Raw genomic sequence first — 15,530 nt, 5'->3', positions numbered from 1 at the left:
GTAAAATGTCGAAAGCAACGTTCGGAGTTTTAGACATGCAAGGTCCGGTACGCCGAGCCTCGATCAGCTCAAAGTTTTTTTGGCTGTCGTCGAAATGAGCAGTTTCGCTGCGGCGGGCCGACATCTAGGAAGGGCTACTTCTGCAATCAGTTACGCGATCGCGAATCTCGAATTTCAGCTCGGTGTTTTGTTGTTCGATCGCGAGTTGACTCGTAAACCTCAATTGACCAAAGCGGGCCGTGCCGTGCTGTCGGAGGCGCGCACCGTCTCCAACGGAATCAATGGACTCCGCGCAAAAGTGAGTGGCCTCCTCCAGGGTCTGGAAACCGAAGTCCATCTCGTCCTTGACGTGATGCTGCCTTCTTCACGCGTCGTCGACGCGCTGAAGGCATTTCGAGCGGAGTTTCCGACGGTGTCGCTGCGGCTTTACGTCGAAGCGCTTGGTGCGGTGACCCAAATGGTGGTCGACCGCACGGCAATGATTGGAATCTGCGGGCCTCTCGATGCGGAGGTCCCCGGGCTTGAGCGTCTCGGGGTCGGTAACGTTGAGTTGATCCCTGTCGCGGCTCCTGATCATCCACTGGCGCTCGTTGGTCGGAACGTCCCGGGTGCTGGTCGCGAGCACATCCAACTTGTGTTGACGAATCGCGCGGCGCTCACGCAGGGCCAAGACCTCGGCGTGATCGGCACTGAGACTTGGCGCCTGGCCGACCTCGGCTCCAAGCACACGTTGCTGAAGGAAGGCATCGGCTGGGGCTACATGCCGGAACCTATGGTGCGCGAGGATCTTGAAAAAAGGCTGCTCGTTAGGCTGGATATGCCCGAGTGTAACAGTGCGTCGATTCGACTGTACGCGATTTATCAGACGGATACGCCGCCGGGTCCGGCGGCATCTTGGCTGATTGGTCGGGTCGCGGCTCAAGCAATCGAAAAGAGCACCGTCGTCAATGAACTACCGAAACGTTTGTCGCATGATCGGAGTAATCGATTGGTGGCTGCGCGGTGAGCTGTATCGGCGGCTGCAGCGAGCGGTAGAACTCGTTCGGGGCGGTCGTTCTGGCTTGGCTAAAATCGCGGCACGCACAGGTTTCGCCGACCAGAGCCATTTGTCGCGTTGGGTTCGACGCGTTTACGGTGCCTCGCCCGGGAAGATTGGCAACTGACTATAGCTCAAACGTTGAGTTATCTTCATGGTCGCTCGCCCACACGGCCCACCAACACAATGGAGGATGATGATGTTGCCCCTGATCAAGGGATTCCGTATTTGCCGGGAGCGATGATGCCGTTGGGATCAAGCGCGCGCTTGATCTCAATGCAGGCATTAGCGAACGCCGGCATGACCGTTCTCATGTGATGATCAAAGTAGTCAACGGGCGACCTCCCGACGGGGACACCATCCGCGGCAAACGAATCTGCAAGCTCTCCATATGTCGCATCAGCACGACGACGCTCGTCGCCACTGTCGCGATTGAACGAGATAACGTGTAGGCTGCGAGCGAAGCGACCGCCGCAAACATTCATGACCGCGTAGTCGAGTCCATGGCGGTTGTAGATCGCCCGCGCCTCCTTCTGGTATTTATTGGCGATCCTGCCGACCATCGGCGTTCCGGGTGTGCACCAAACGTTGCCTCCACCCGGCCGCCAATTGAGCAAGTTCAGCTCATCTTGGGTGGGCACGCCGGAGAAGGAATCGATGGCGACTCTCAATGGGGGCTTCCCCATCGCATCCTCATGCGAAATATACTTGGCCTTTCCAGATTGCATGAAGAGCTGCTTTACCAGATTGATCTGCGGTTCCAGAGCCTCCATCGACGGGCCATAGAACGCGCCAGAAACCGTCCAAGAGCCAAAGCCATGTTTCGCTTGCAGAGCCTTGCGCTGATCGTCGCTGACACTTCGTTTGCCTGAAACTTCGTCGTAGGCGGGGAAAACATCATCGGCACCAATGAGGTACAAATCGTTGGCAACTCGAAGGAGTGTGGGAACGGAATTGTTGAGTTTCAGCGGCCGGCACACATCAATAATATGCTCCAAATCGTCATCATCTGGAAAAGTGAAGTGGAAGGAACGAGTGGCCTCCGGCCTGGGCATCAGCCAGATGCCTAGCCGGGTCACAATGCCGAAATTGGACTGCGCAAATAGGCCGTCGAGGATCGGACCGAAAGTATACTTGGAGATGTGCCAATTGGGATGTTCGGGGTGTTCCACATTTCCGGCACCGGTACGGATCACCTCACCGTTGCCGAGCACTACTTCCATGCCGCCGCTAAAGCCGAAATGATCGAACATCGGACCATATCCTCCGCCTTTATCCACTGCGTTGCCGAGCATGCCACCTTGCGGTGGACCAGACGTCGTCGAGATAATGAAGTCTCCGCCGCGGTGGACCAACTCGTCGGCCATTATTTGAAAGCTGACCCCAGGTTGGACGGCGGCATAGGCAAGAGTTTTGTCAATCTCCAGGATGCCGTTCATGCGCCTGCCAAGGTCAACGACAACCTGACCCGTTTGGGCGGGTGCGCGCGTCCCCAATCCAAGATTGCTTCCGGTGCTGATCGGGAAGATGGGTATCCGATGCATATTCGCTGCGCGCACTATCGTTTGCACGTCAGCGGTTGAGCCAGAATAGACTATGGCACTTGAAGGCCGGTCCGATCCGGGCAACGTGTGCGCGCCATAGCGCGTGAGCACACTCTCATCGATCGTTATGTTCTCGCTCCCCAGCCGATGCTTAATATCGTCGACAAAATCAGTCACCGTATCTTTGATCGAGCGGGCCTGCTTCTCGTTGATCTCGGCATTGAGCAGGTCGCCGACAATGCGTTGGGGTTCGTGCTGGCGTTTGATGGCGGTCGCCATGATCTCGTCGAAGGCAGCCTTCATGCCGTAGAGCTTGAGCTCACCCATGAGGTCGAACAGTTGAGTACGCTCCATCAGATGGTTCTCCTGAGGTGGTCGTAACGAGCACAGTCGGCGATGGGGGCATGGCGCAATGTCAGCGCAGCCGGGGTGAGGATGTTGGCCGGCGGCGCAGGATCACGCTGGCGGGCCAGAACGTTGAGCACGACATCGGCGGAATGAACGCCGTGAGCGATCGCCTCGGCACAGGCCGCCTCGACGGCCGGCAAGCCGTCGGTCAGAACCGCGTTGAGGATGTCGACCATCTGCCGATTACCATCGTCGACACTGGCGAGCTTGCGCCGTACACGCTCAATCGCCGCCGGCAGCACCCAGTCCTTGAAGGGAGCGCCGTTGCGCAAGGCACCGGGTTTGCGAGCCAGCACCGGCACATAATGCCAGGGATTGTAAATCGTCTCGCCGCGGCCAAATGAACGCGGATGCTCGGCAACAATGCGCCCGTCCTGGCGGATCACGATGCGGTCTGCATAGGCATGAACCTCAACCGGACGTCCGACGGCGCTGGCTGCGACCGAGTATTTGTTGTTGTCGAGGCGTACCAGGCAGGTCTTGGAGACCGATGCCGGCACCGCGTGGAATCCGTCGAACCGGCCGACATAGGGAACGAGCTTCGGCCGCTCGGCTTCGAACACCTCCCAGATCGTCTGATCAACCAACTCCGGATGGCGATGAGCCTTGGCGTAGGCGATGCACTTGTCCAACAGCCAGGCGTTCAACTCGTCGAGGGTTTTGAACCGCAGTCGCGGCGTGAAGAAGCGTTCCCTGACCAGCCCGACCTGGTTCTCGATCTGCCCCTTCTCCCAGCCCGACGCTGGCGTGCAGGCGACCGGATCGACCAGATAGTGGCTGCACATCTGCATGAAGCGGCGATAGCAGAGGCGCCCTTTGCCGACGAAGATCGTCTCCACGGCGGTCTTCATGTTGTCGTAAATGCCGCGCCCGCAGGTGCCCTTGAACAGGGCGAATGCCCGGTCGTGGGCGTGCGGGTAAGGGATGTTGTTACGTCATCGAACGCTCCTCACTTCGCACTGTTCCTTTGTTCGTGCCTGGCGACCGTTCCTTCGTCCCGGCCTGCGCGCGCCGACGCGCCGCGCGCAAGGGCCGTCAAGGCCGGCCGTCGTGCTGTCCTGACGTCTTGCTCTACCGCTGCCAGGCTGTGCCTTGACGGCCCCGAGCACGGCGCGAGGATCAAGCAGGTCGGGACGCCATCTCATCGGTCTTGACGCACTCGAAGGCGCGCCCCTTGTTGAGAACCGCCCAGGCGATGCGGGCGAGCTTGTTGGCGAGCGCAATCGCCAGCACGTTGTGGTGCAATCGTTTCTTGGCGGCTTCGATCCAAGATTTGAGGCCATAGCGCTCCCAACCCTTGACCTTGACCAGCACAACCCACGCGGCCTGCACAAACAGCGCGCGCAGGTAGCGATTGCCGCGCCTTGATATCTTGCCGAGGATCGTGCGGTCGCCGGTCGATATCTGCTTCGGCACCAGTCCAAGCCAGGCGCCGAAGTCGCGGCCTTTCGAGAACACGTCTCCAGTGCCGATCGCGGCCACCATCGCGCTCGAGATGATCGGGCCAATGCCAGGCACCGTCATCAGTCGCTCGCAGCCTTTGTCTTGACGAGCCAATGCTTCGATCTCGCTGGAGAGGTCCTCGATACGCTCATCCAGCCGGCGCCAGTCGCCCGCCAGATCCTCGATGATGCGCAACATGCGAGGCGAGAGCACATCGGTGCGCGTCGCGAGGATACCCGGCAACTCGGACCGCAGGGAGCGCAGGCCTTGCCGCAGCGCGATGCCCCGCTCCAGCAGGAACGCACGGATCTGATTGATGACGCCGGTGCGCTGACCGACTAATCGCTCGCGCACGCGGTGCAGCGCCTGCAGGTCGAGCTGGTCGGCGGTCTTGGTTGCGACGAACTTCATGGTCGGGCGTTGGACCGCCTCGGCGATGGCTTCCGCATCTCGGAAGTCATTCTTCTGTCCCTTCGAATAGGGGCGCACGTATTTCGCCGGCATCAAGCGGGCGTCGTGGCCAAGCATTTGCAGCTTGCGACTGAGGTGATGCGCGCCGACGCAGGCCACCATGCCGATCAAACATGGCGGCAGGTTGGCGAGCCGCGTTTCCACCTGGCCGCGCGACCACTTCTGCCGCAGCACGATGCCGCCGCGCTGATTCTGGCCAATGATGTGGAACGAGTTCTTGCCGATATCGATGCCGATGACGGCGGGCGAAGTGTCGAGTTTCTGAGACATGGCGTGCTCCTTGTCTTGGGCGCCCCTTGCCAGCTTGTCCTGCTGGCAGGGCCGGAGCACGGCCGGACCATTCCATTAGCGGACCATGACGCCCGCTAATTCCGTGTTGACGATCAGTTCTAACTTTGCCTAGTGATTTCAGCAGTGGCCTATTTTGCTTTGTCGCCATCGCCCAGCTTGTCCAAGGCATCAGAAAGCCGGCCCGACTTGGGCAACGCCCGCTCGCTATCGGCCAAGGTCCGGTAGGTCCGTTCCATGGCTTCCAGATGGTGGCGTACGAAGGCGTCCTTGGCCGTTTCCAGCGCTTCCCGATATAGCTCCGCCAGTGTTAGATATTCTTCCGGGGTCATGAGGCACCATAGGAACCGGCACGTCTGGTTCGCATTCTTCGAACATGCCCCGATATTTCTTCCACCTCCACAACGTCGCGCCAAGCAAGGACGAGCAAGGCCAAGAGTTGCCGGACGACGAAGCGGCATGGCGGGAGGCCACGACCTTTGCAGGCGCTCTGTTCAAGGACGTCGATGGCAAGTTCCGGCCGGGCGAAGAATGGAGCCTAGAGGTGATGGACGAAGCCGGCAAACCGATCTACTTCATCAGCATTGGGTCTCGAAAAATGAAGTAAGCCCCCTTCGTTGCAGGCCTCTCATTCAAGCTACATGAATTCCGCTCGTGGCCGTCAGCTGAATAAGGTAAGGGCCGCCGACATGTCGGGTGTCTGCGGCGTTTGATTTCCGGAGCGGCCTATTTTTGATTCTAGGCTCTCAAATGTTGTTGCGCCGGACGGAACTCTGAGTAGAGGATGCGCAATCACAACCCGCGCATGAGTGCCGACTATGGCGGAATATCGCCTTTATCGGTTTGACAAAGATGGGCACATTCAGGGGCCCCCGGTTATCGTCGATTGCGAAGACGATGACGCTGCCGTTACCCAAGCGAAGCAATACGTGGATGGCGTCGCTATTCAAGTCTGGGACCGCGCCCGTTGCGTGGCCGTATTGCCGCCCGCGGATTGAGGCCGGCCCAGCAGTCGCCTACCTTCCTTACGCTAATCGGCAGGTCTGGAGTCTGGGGTAGAGCAGAAGTCCTCGCCTCCGTTGCAGACCGCCGCCTTTGACCGGAGGCAGACATGGAGTGTTCTCATGTAAAGTGCTACCTTCCCCTATCGTATCGATCTTGCGGCGAGGCGACCTCGGGGCATGTCATGTCATGAGACGACGTGAGTTTCTCTGGAGTATCTGCAATCGTAGCTCTGGTGCCGCTCGCAGCATATGCTCAAAAATTGCCGGCACGAATTGGATTGTTGGCCAGCGGTGCGCCTACATCGCTTTACACGCAGAATCTGATCAAAGCGATCAAACAAGGACTATCTGAGTCTAGCTTAGTCGAGGGGCGCGATTATTCGCTCGAGTGCCGATACGCTGAAGGAAAATATGAAAAGTTTCCAGCACTAGCGCACGAGCTGGCTCAAACAGGTGCCACCATCATACTCGCCCATACGATTGCTTCGGTTCGCGCCGCCCAGAAGCTCAACCCGTCCGTTTCCGTTATCATGTTATCGATCAACGACCCGGTCAGGGCCGGCTTGGTCGCGAGCCTTTCAAAACCAGCTGGGAACACAACGGGTCTCGCAAACCTCGAAGAAGATTTAACAACCAAGCTTCTCGAATTTCAGCGGATCATTGTCCCCGCGGCGACGAAGATCGCAGCTCTCTTTAACTCAGGCAATCCAACTCATTTGTATTTTCTCGAAAACCTTCGAACGCAAGCTGAAGCCTTTAATATGAAAGTTCTGCCAGCCGAACTGAAAACACCCGGAGCGATAGATGACGTGTTCACCGAGCTCGCCGCGCAACGCCCGGACACGCTGCAAATCATGTCAGACTCTGGAATTTTTGATTTGAGCGACCGAATCGCTGCGTTGGCGGAGAAACACCGCATCCCAAGCTTCGCAACATTACCAGAATTCGTCGGGATTGGTGGTCTACTCGCCTATGGCGCATCGAGACGTCGTCTCTTCGTCCGGTCAGGCTATTACGTCGCAAGGATTCTTCAGGGATCGCGCCCCGGTGACTTGCCCGTCGAACAGCCCACGCGGGTCGAGCTTTCGATCAACCTTAGGACCGCAAAAGCACTCGGTCTAATCGTTCCGGCGACGTTACTCACCCAAGCTGACGAAGTTGTTGAATAAACGCAATGTCGCCTAGTGGCCCATCGCTACCGTTGGGGCGGTGCCATTACATTTCGGCTCAGAGGGGTAGACCGGAAGTTTGCAGTGGTGTGCGAGACCGACGCTTTTGACCCAGGGCGGACGCTTTGATTTAGATCAACAGAGCCCACTTGGCATCTTCTCTTTTGTTGCCTGATGAGCGCGCCAGAGCATACGAGATTCAACGTTACGCCTGCGGCACGTCGCGCAATGATCGCGACCAATGACCAGAAAGTGTTTCGTGTTTTCGGGCCGGACGGTAGCGTCTGGAAGTGCGAGCGCAATGGTGTCTCGCCGCGCATGCTCTGGAAGCTACTCGCGAACGACCTGATAGAGGACGAGCCACAGACAGCCATCATCACGGCTGTGCCCACTACCATTCGCATGCGCTTGAGTAAGGTGGGCCGTCGCGCGGAGGGCAGAAATACACCAGAGCAGGGGCGACCTAGACTGCAGTGCAGCAATTCAATGGAGGAGTTCGCTACATTACCATTGCTTTGCTAATGCCTGCGCCCTGAATGAATGCTCCAAACAACTGCATCATCTGCTGCTGGTTAACTTGATTGATCGCTCCTGATTTATGTCCTCACAACACCCCAGAATGATCCTCGTGCTTCTGATGGCTCATTGAGCCCTGACGTGTTGGTCGCTATACGCTCAATCCGTAGTCTTCCGGAATCCCTAGAGCCCGTTTTGGCTTTAGTATTGTTAGAGGGCCGCCTTGGTCCTCGATAGGAGAATAGCGGTTCTCGCTGTGCTGGCGCCAAAGGTATTTCGCTTTACTGATCTCGATCAGTATCGAACAGCCGTGCGAAATCTGAAGGTCGAATTTACGCCTCTCGCACGGAAAATCTCTGCTGAGCAAGTCATCCTAAATCTCCCCGGATGTGACATCAATTTTGCCAAGTCTTTCCCGCGCATCGCCGATGGTCAGCTTGCCGACAATTGCACAGCTGTCGGGTTCTCGATGGATGACGGTTTTCCTATTCGCTTCAACGGGGTCGAAAGAGATCACTCAGCTATCGCGATCGGCGGCAGCGGTGCTGCATATTCCACGGTCGAACGAGCCGAGCGGCAATTCACATCGATTATTTTCACGCCAGCGATACAGGATCGTGGCTGGCCCCAAGCCGGTCCCAACTGGAAAGCGTTTGAAACGAGCACCGCTGCGCAGCATTCACTGCGCGAGCTCGTGAGGCAGATCCTGTCAACTTCCGCGACGTTCGATGCCTACGAGGCGGGCGACGCCTCGTCCGCAATCCGGGAGTCCCTACTGGCTGGAATTGATGCCGCATTCGCCGACGTTGTTGACGCAAGATGGGCGTTTCATGCGAATTACCTGAGGTATTTCAAGATTTTCCGAGATATTCAGGAAGTATTGTCCGGTAACATTGGGCGTCCGGTCTACAGCGATGAACTTGCGCGAGAAGTTGGCGCCTCGGTGCGAACCATGCATGAGGCGGTCAAGCGATACCGAGGAATGAGCCTCCATCGATATTTGCGCCTGAGGCGCCTTTGGCTCGTGCGGCAACGACTGCTGGCCGGAGCGGATAGCGTAAAGGCGTGTGCGCTCGCTTTCGGATTTTGGCACTTAGGTGATTTCGCGAGGAGTTATCGTCTTCAGTTCGGCGAACGACCCTCGGACACTCTGGTGAAATCGCGCCTCCAGTGATGCTCTAAAATTGCCGGTCGTGGGCTTCCCTTGCCGGGAAGAGCTATTAGGGGCCATGGTTGGCGTCCGGTGACGAGGGGCATCGGATCGGTCCCGCCGCAGCTCAAGCGCGATGCCGACGGCTGGCTGACGCTGATCATCCAGAACGAATCCCCGGGCAAGGAAAAGGAAGCCAACTGGCTGCCTGCCCCCAAGGGGCGTTCTCCATGATCATGCGCCTATAGGGCCGAAAGAAGCAGCGGTGGAAGGCAAGCGGGAGCAACCGCCGCTGCCGCGAGCAGGATAAGATTCAATGGAATCATCCCGGTGACCACTTCAGCTGCCCGCCGCTGCGCCTCACGATGCGGAAGCACCCCAAGTCGCACCCGAATAGGAGCGCATGACGGCAGCCCGGCTGCAAGGTTCGAGGAGGGCCGAATCTGGAAGAAATACGTGGAAAGCCGACACACCAGATAGGTCGGTGCCCGCCCCGGCCCTCTGGGCCGGCGCGCTGGGCGCTCGGATAAGCTTTTCTGTTGGGCTACTTTGCTGACTACAATGCGGGATACACGCTTCGACACTTGCATACTCGGGCAGGCCGGAAACGTTGTTTTTCGAGCTTTTCGCAGATCCAGAAAGTGGCGGATGGGGCGAATTAAATGGCGGAGAGGGAGGGATTCGAACCCCCATTAACCCACCCCACGTTTGCAAACCGCGGTCCCGCACGTCGGCTCGCGCCGCTGATGCTGATCCATTGGCCGCGACCACCGCTTGAATTGATCAGCGACCGTTCAATGAGACATCCCTCGCGTCGAAACATTAATCGGCCAAGTCTGGGAAATCAAAGGGTTACGTGAGCGGCCCGAGACATAGGTGGCATTTCGTACCGGACACATGGGTTACACTTTTCGCTTTTTTGCAAGCGGGAGGTGTGGATGCCGTGGAAAGCGAGTTCGGTCATGGAAGAACGCCTGCGCTTTGTCGCCCGCCTGTTGGACGGGGAGGCCATGACGGACGTGTGCCGGGATTTCGGCGTCTCGCGCAAGACCGGCTACAAGATGTTCGATCGCTACAAGGAGCACGGTCTTGAGGCCCTGAGCGATCGCTCGCGGCGGCCGGTGCGCTACGCCAACCAGCTGCCGGAGCAGATCGAGAGCCTGATTGTCCGGCTCAAGGGCGAGAAGCCGCACTGGGGCGCGCGCAAGATCCGGGAACTGCTGGTCCGACGGCTGGACGGCGATATCCGGGTTCCGGCCAAGAGTACCATCCATGCGGTCCTCGACCGCCATGACCTGGTCAAGCGCGCCGGCGGGCCGCGCCACCGCGCGCGCGGCACGCCGCTCTCCGCGGGCACGGGACCCAATGATCTGTGGTGCGCCGACTTCAAGGGCGAGTTCAAGCTCGGCAATGGCCGCTACTGTTACCCGCTGACCGTCACCGATCATGCCTCGCGCTTCCTGCTGTTGTGCGAGGCGCTCGATTCCACGCGTGAAGAGCCTGCCATTACCGCCTTTGAACGGCTGTTCCGCGAGCGCGGCTTGCCGTTCGCCATCCGCTCCGACAACGGCGTGCCCTTTGCCAGTCCCAATGCCCTGTTCAATCTCTCAAAGCTCGCGGTCTGGTGGCTGAGGCTCGGCATCGTCATCGAACGCATCAAGCCCGGCCATCCACAGCAGAACGGCCGCCATGAGCGCATGCATCTCACCCTCAAGAAGGAGACGACCCGTCCGCCGGGCGCCAACAGCCTGCAGCAGCAGGAACGCTTCGACGCCTTCGTCCGCGAGTTCAATACCGAACGGCCGCATGAGGCGCTGCAGATGAAATGCCCCGCCGAACTCTATCGCGCCTCACCACGCCGTTACGATGGCTTGCCCGAGTTGATCTATCCGTTCCACGATCGCGAGATTCTCGTGACCGCTTGCGGGCGCCTCTGCCTGCATCGCAAGCGAATCAACATCTCGACCGTGCTGGCCGGCCAGAAACTCGGCATCAAGGAGGTCGACGACGGCATTTGGCTCGTCAGCTTCATGCACTATGATTTGGGATACTTCGACCTGGAGCAGAAAACCCTGCAACCCCTCGACAACCCGTTCGGCACGAGGTTGTCACCCATGTCTTAGGTACAATCTGTTACCGATGTCTCCGGGCTGGACAACGCTGGAATTGGTAGCGGGAGAGGGACTCGAACCCCCGACCCCAGGATTATGATTCCTCTGTTCTAACCGTCAGCACCTTTTGGACAATTCCGGCCGAACAATGGCTCATCCAGCAAGCCAGCGACCGAACGCTTCGCGCGCGACGGCTGCGAAAACGGCGCGACCTCCATTCTCTTGACCCAAGGGATAATGTTGATGGTCTGCGGCTCAAGATGGCCGGTGACCACCTCCAGCTTCATGATGAACTCGAACAAGGTGTCGAGCTCATGGGGCTCACAGTAGCGCTCGCTGGTTTCGCTGTCGCCGCCGTGGCCGAGGAGATCCGCGCGGTCCTCCTTCGACAACAGCTTCTTCTTCAGTTGCGCGCCGAAGAGATGGCGGACGGCATGCGCGCCCAGCCCCTCTTCGGTGATTTTGGCTGCCGTGAGGATCGGCTTGAACAGCTTGTAGAAGCGGTTGCCGAGCGGCGAGCGGGTGCTGGGAGAGTAGAGGTCGGGGAAGAGCAGCTTGTATCCGAGCGCCTTGATCTTCCCGACATAGGCGAGGAAGCCCAAACGGATCAGCTCCGGATGGAGGGGGATGTTTCGCTTCGACTGGGGGTTCTTGATGCGCCGCTGCTGGTTGGCCGCAATGTGGATGTAAGGTTTGCATCCCTCGCGATCGAAGATGATGTCGTCAACCATGGCGCCGCAAAGCTCCTCGCGCCTTGCCCCCCGCGTAGTAGATGAGGATCGGAACGAAATAGAGTGCACAGTGGAATATCTGGGCAGCCCCTTGCTCGCCCCACTTCCCGAGATCGTCCCAGCCGGCGCAGTTGATGAACGGCGGCGTCTGGAAGATCGCTTTCGCGCTGTCGATGGGCAGCTTGCGCCTCTCGTCGCGGGCGCGCTTGTTCTTGCTGCGGCTCTTTGCGCGCAGCTTGGTCAGATCGATCGCTTCCAGGCTCTTCACGCCGCGCGCCGTCGCGTGGTCGAAGATCTGGCCCAGGAAGGTCGCATGGCGATTGATAGTACCGCCACTGATCCCGCGCTTGGCCTGCACGACGGATCGCCCCTTCTCGCGAAGCTGCTCGATCGTCAGTTGCTCGTCACGCGCCGATTTGCCGTAGTGCTTGTAGACGTCGAAGCGGAGGAAATCGACGAACTTGCCGACGTGTTCCTGGCGCAGCAGGCTGAGATCGAGAATGCGCTGATCCTGAACCATGAACTTGACGAACAGGTTTGCGATGCTCTTGGCCTGCCGTTGCGTCTTGTCGTCCCAGTGTTCGTCCGCGCGATTCTGCTGGGCGACGCGATCCGCCAATTGCGCGAAGTCGGCCATGGGAATGAACTGCGGAATCGTCGGAGCGTCGACCTCCGGTGGATCGGTGGGACGATCCACCGGACGATTCACCATAGACGGAGGCGGCTTCAGTGGATCGCTCTTTGCGAGCATCATGCGATCCACCAGTCCGTCATCCTCGATCCTCACGCCACCATAGCGCCGTTCGGACTGGGCCAGCGCCAGCTTCATCCCGCGAAGATAGGTCCCCTGGGCCACAGCGAGATTCATGGCGGTCGGCGTGGCGGCGACGCCCTCGATCATGCCCCGCAGGATGTAGTGCTTCGTCGGGACGAGGTCATTGACGCGGAGCATGGCCAGGTGGTCCTGGACGGCCCCGATGTCGGCTTCGGAGAGCCCGTCGGCGGTCATGCGCTCGCGATTTTCCTCGCGCACCACGGCAGTGACGCCCTGGGCGTCCAACAGCGCGTAGGCCCAATAGGCCCTCCAGTCGTCGGCTTTCGCCTGCCCGAGATCAAACCCGGGCGAGCTCTTGGCCGCGAAGGCGACACGGTCGAGCTTGGCCAGATGCCCATCGACGACGGCATGGAGCATTGTCTCGATTTGAGACCTCGTCAGATGCGGGTCGGGGCCGTCGGCGAGCATCGCAACATCGTCCAATGTCAGGTTGAGCTGGTTGGCCAGGCGACAGGCGACAGCGCGGCTCGTCGTCCGAAGGCTCATAGAAACATGCGGGCGGCCATAGCGAATGGCAAGCGCTCGGGGGGTTCGGCGGCGCCAATAGTAGACGGCTTCGCGCCGAAAGATGTGGAAAGCCATTGCGAGCGACACCCTGTGCAGCAGTGATGTGTCGCAGCGCTGTGCAGCAGCGCCCCAGCCAGGCCGGTTTCGTCAGCAATTTCAGGGGAAGCGGAGCCTGTGGCTGGGGCGGGAGGGATCGAACCTCCGAATGGCGGAATCAAAATCCGCTGCCTTACCACTTGGCTACGCCCCAACAGGATGACCAACGGAACGGGGCGGAAGAACTGGCTACCGCAGATTCCCGTTGGTCGCAGCCGGTCTATAGGGAGCGAAGCGGCATTTCAACCGCCTGGAGGGGCAAAATACCACAGCCGCCGGCTGCGGACCTGCCACACCTTATTATAGGCCTTGTTATTATAGGCCCTGACAACGGCCCGTTCCGGCCCAGCGCGTTCCCTGGATCCCGACAGTTGAGACCTCCCCCGTTTCATGGGAATACGGCGGCAAGACCTGTCCACGGGAGTGAGCCATGACCTACCGCGCGCCGATCTCTGACATGCTGCTGTCGCTCAACCACGGCGCCGGCCTGAAGGCTGCCGTGGAGGCCGGCCATTACGGCGATTTCGACGGCGACATCGTGAGCGCCGTGCTGGAGGAAGCCGGCAAATTCGCAACCGACGTGCTGGCGCCGCTCAACAGGGTCGGCGACGAGCACGGCATCAAGCTCGATGCCGGCAAGGTCACGACCGCGCCGGGCTGGCCGGATGCCTACAAGCGCTGGACCGAGGGGGGCTGGAACGCAGTCTCCGGCCCCGAGGATTTTGGCGGCCAGGGCCTGCCGATCGCGATCAACGCGGCCTGCACCGAGATCTGGAGCGCCTCGAACGTCGCCTTCGGCCTCTGTCCGCTGCTGACGGCGTCGGCGATGGAGGCGCTGGACGCGCATGGCAGCGACGAGCTGAAAAAAATCTATCTCGAAAAGCTCGTCTCCGGCGAATGGACCGGCACGATGCAGCTGACCGAGCCGCAGGCCGGCTCCGACGTCGGCGCGCTGCGCACCCGCGCCGAGAAGACGGCCGACGGCACCTATCGCATCAAGGGGACGAAGATCTTCATCACCTATGGCGAACACGACATGACCGACAACATCGTGCATTTCGTGCTGGCGCGTCTCCCGGACGCGCCCGCCGGCACCAAGGGGATCTCGCTGTTTCTCGTGCCGAAATTCATGGTCAACGAAGACGGCTCGCTGGGGCAGCGCAACGACATTTTTGCCTCTGGCGTCGAGCACAAGCTCGGCATGCATGCCTCCCCGACCTGCACCATGACCATGGGCGATCATGGCGGCGCGATCGGCTTCCTGGTCGGCGAAGAGAACCAGGGCATGCGCTGCATGTTCACGATGATGAACCAGGCCCGCCTCGGCGTCGGCCTCGAAGGCGTCGGTGTTGCCGACCGCGCCTACCAGCAGGCCCTCGCCTACGCACAGGAACGCAAGCAGGGCCGCGCCCTCGGCAAAAAGGGTGACGGCTCCGATGCGATCTTCGTGCATCCGGACGTCAAGCGCATGTTGATGCGGATGCGGGCGCAGACCGCGGCGGCACGCACCATCTGCTATGCGACCGCCGTCGCGATCGACGTCTCGACGCGCGCCAGGGATCCGAGGGTCCGCGCGGATGCTGCCGCGCGCGCGGCGCTGCTGACGCCGATGGCCAAGGGCTATTCGACCGATGTCGGCAACGAGGTCGCCTATCTCGGCGTGCAGGTGCATGGCGGCATGGGCTTCATCGAGGAGACCGGCGCGGCCCAGCACTATCGCGATGCCCGCATCACCGCGATTTACGAGGGCACCAACGGCATCCAGGCCATTGACCTCGTCACGCGAAAGCTCGCAGCCAACGGCGGCGCGTCGGTGTGGGCGCTGCTCGACGAGCTCTCCGCGACCGTGAAGCAGGTCGAAGCCTCCAACGATCCTGCCTTCGGCACCACGGGCGTGAAACTGCGCGAGGCACTGGAGGCGCTGACGCGCACCAGCAAATGGCTCCTGGAGCGCGTCGGGTCCGCGCCGAACGAGGCGCTGGCGGGCGCGACGCCGTATCTGCAGCAATTCGGCGCCACGCTCGGGGGATGCATGCTCGCCTCCGAAGCGCTCGCCGCGAAAGCCGACGGCAACACAGACGCCGCGCGCTACGTCTCGCTGGCGCGCTTCTTCGCCGAGAACATCACCGTGCAGGCCGGCGCGCTCGAGCGCACGGTGACGGAGAGCGCGGAGTCGGTCGCGGCGGCGGATGCGGTGCTGCTGGGTAGCTGGGACGCGTAG

At 60.3% G+C, this 15,530-nt stretch carries 12 protein-coding genes, 1 tRNA gene and 3 pseudogenes; 8 read left to right on the top strand and 8 right to left on the bottom strand.

Annotated elements, in window-relative coordinates; all coding sequences use genetic code 11:
* Positions 1 to 46: 46 nt before the first annotated feature.
* Positions 47 to 1,006: pseudogene (locus ACVWYI_RS11570) on the top strand (LysR family transcriptional regulator); the annotation flags it as partial.
* Positions 948 to 1,163: a helix-turn-helix domain-containing protein gene (locus tag ACVWYI_RS11565; protein WP_456662032.1), complete on the top strand. Its 216-nt coding sequence runs from the start codon at positions 948 to 950 to the stop codon at positions 1,161 to 1,163. The pseudogene ACVWYI_RS11570 and the gene ACVWYI_RS11565, both read left to right, overlap by 59 nt.
* Positions 1,164 to 1,248: 85 nt before the next feature.
* Here the strand turns inward: ACVWYI_RS11565 and ACVWYI_RS11560 are convergent, their stop codons facing one another.
* The 5 genes and pseudogenes from ACVWYI_RS11560 to ACVWYI_RS11540 form a co-directional block, all read right to left on the bottom strand.
* On the bottom strand, positions 1,249 to 2,691 hold the full coding sequence (locus ACVWYI_RS11560) for an FAD-binding oxidoreductase (protein WP_456664506.1): 1,443 nt from the start codon (positions 2,689 to 2,691) through the stop codon (positions 1,249 to 1,251).
* Positions 2,692 to 2,751: 60 nt separating this feature from the next.
* Positions 2,752 to 2,934, bottom strand: a pseudogene (locus ACVWYI_RS11555) (IS21-like element helper ATPase IstB); the annotation flags it as partial.
* Positions 2,900 to 3,899 (bottom strand): annotated as a pseudogene (locus ACVWYI_RS11550) (Mu transposase domain-containing protein); the annotation flags it as partial. The pseudogenes ACVWYI_RS11555 and ACVWYI_RS11550, both read right to left, overlap by 35 nt.
* Positions 3,900 to 4,107: 208 nt before the next feature.
* The gene (locus tag ACVWYI_RS11545; RefSeq protein WP_456662031.1) at positions 4,108 to 5,172 is read right to left on the bottom strand and encodes an IS110 family RNA-guided transposase; all 1,065 of its coding nucleotides are present in this window, start codon (positions 5,170 to 5,172) and stop codon (positions 4,108 to 4,110) included.
* A gap of 149 nt (positions 5,173 to 5,321) precedes the next feature.
* Positions 5,322 to 5,522, bottom strand: coding sequence for a hypothetical protein (locus tag ACVWYI_RS11540; RefSeq protein ID WP_247347892.1), 201 nt, complete (start codon positions 5,520 to 5,522; stop codon positions 5,322 to 5,324).
* A 44-nt stretch (positions 5,523 to 5,566) separates the two neighbouring features.
* Here ACVWYI_RS11540 and ACVWYI_RS11535 point away from each other — a divergent pair, with 44 nt between their 5' ends.
* The 5 genes from ACVWYI_RS11535 (at position 5,567) to ACVWYI_RS11515 (ending at position 11,152) form a co-directional block, all read left to right on the top strand.
* The gene (locus tag ACVWYI_RS11535; protein WP_456662030.1) at positions 5,567 to 5,797 is read left to right on the top strand and encodes a DUF6894 family protein; all 231 of its coding nucleotides are present in this window, start codon (positions 5,567 to 5,569) and stop codon (positions 5,795 to 5,797) included.
* 594 nt (positions 5,798 to 6,391) lie between these two features.
* Positions 6,392 to 7,363 carry an ABC transporter substrate-binding protein gene (locus ACVWYI_RS11530; RefSeq protein ID WP_456662029.1) on the top strand — a complete coding sequence of 324 codons (972 nt, stop codon included), beginning with the start codon at positions 6,392 to 6,394 and terminating at the stop codon, positions 7,361 to 7,363.
* 739 nt (positions 7,364 to 8,102) lie between these two features.
* Entirely contained in the window at positions 8,103 to 9,053 is a 951-nt protein-coding gene (locus ACVWYI_RS11525; protein ID WP_456662028.1) for a helix-turn-helix domain-containing protein, read from the top strand.
* 69 nt (positions 9,054 to 9,122) lie between these two features.
* Positions 9,123 to 9,263: a DUF1214 domain-containing protein gene (locus ACVWYI_RS11520; RefSeq protein WP_456662027.1), complete on the top strand. Its 141-nt coding sequence runs from the start codon at positions 9,123 to 9,125 to the stop codon at positions 9,261 to 9,263.
* Positions 9,264 to 9,967: 704 nt separating this feature from the next.
* Positions 9,968 to 11,152 carry an integrase core domain-containing protein gene (locus tag ACVWYI_RS11515; protein ID WP_456660981.1) on the top strand — a complete coding sequence of 395 codons (1,185 nt, stop codon included), beginning with the start codon at positions 9,968 to 9,970 and terminating at the stop codon, positions 11,150 to 11,152.
* Between the two features lie 98 nt (positions 11,153 to 11,250).
* Here ACVWYI_RS11515 and ACVWYI_RS11510 read toward each other — a convergent pair whose 3' ends face one another.
* The 3 genes from ACVWYI_RS11510 to ACVWYI_RS11500 form a co-directional block, all read right to left on the bottom strand.
* Positions 11,251 to 11,871, bottom strand: coding sequence for a hypothetical protein (locus tag ACVWYI_RS11510; protein WP_456662026.1), 621 nt, complete (start codon positions 11,869 to 11,871; stop codon positions 11,251 to 11,253).
* A complete protein-coding gene (locus tag ACVWYI_RS11505; protein WP_456662025.1) occupies positions 11,864 to 13,288 on the bottom strand; it encodes a DUF6538 domain-containing protein in 1,425 nt (474 codons plus the stop codon). Before ACVWYI_RS11505 ends, ACVWYI_RS11510 begins: the two co-directional genes overlap by 8 nt.
* Before the next feature lie 100 nt (positions 13,289 to 13,388).
* Positions 13,389 to 13,463, bottom strand: a tRNA-Gln gene (locus ACVWYI_RS11500).
* 276 nt (positions 13,464 to 13,739) lie between these two features.
* Between ACVWYI_RS11500 and ACVWYI_RS11495 the strand changes: the two genes are divergently transcribed.
* Entirely contained in the window at positions 13,740 to 15,530 is a 1,791-nt protein-coding gene (locus ACVWYI_RS11495; protein ID WP_456662024.1) for an acyl-CoA dehydrogenase, read from the top strand.

The sequence above is a fragment of the Bradyrhizobium sp. LB13.1 genome (assembly GCF_054056815.1).
This window is presented reverse-complemented; position numbering and strand designations above follow the sequence as displayed.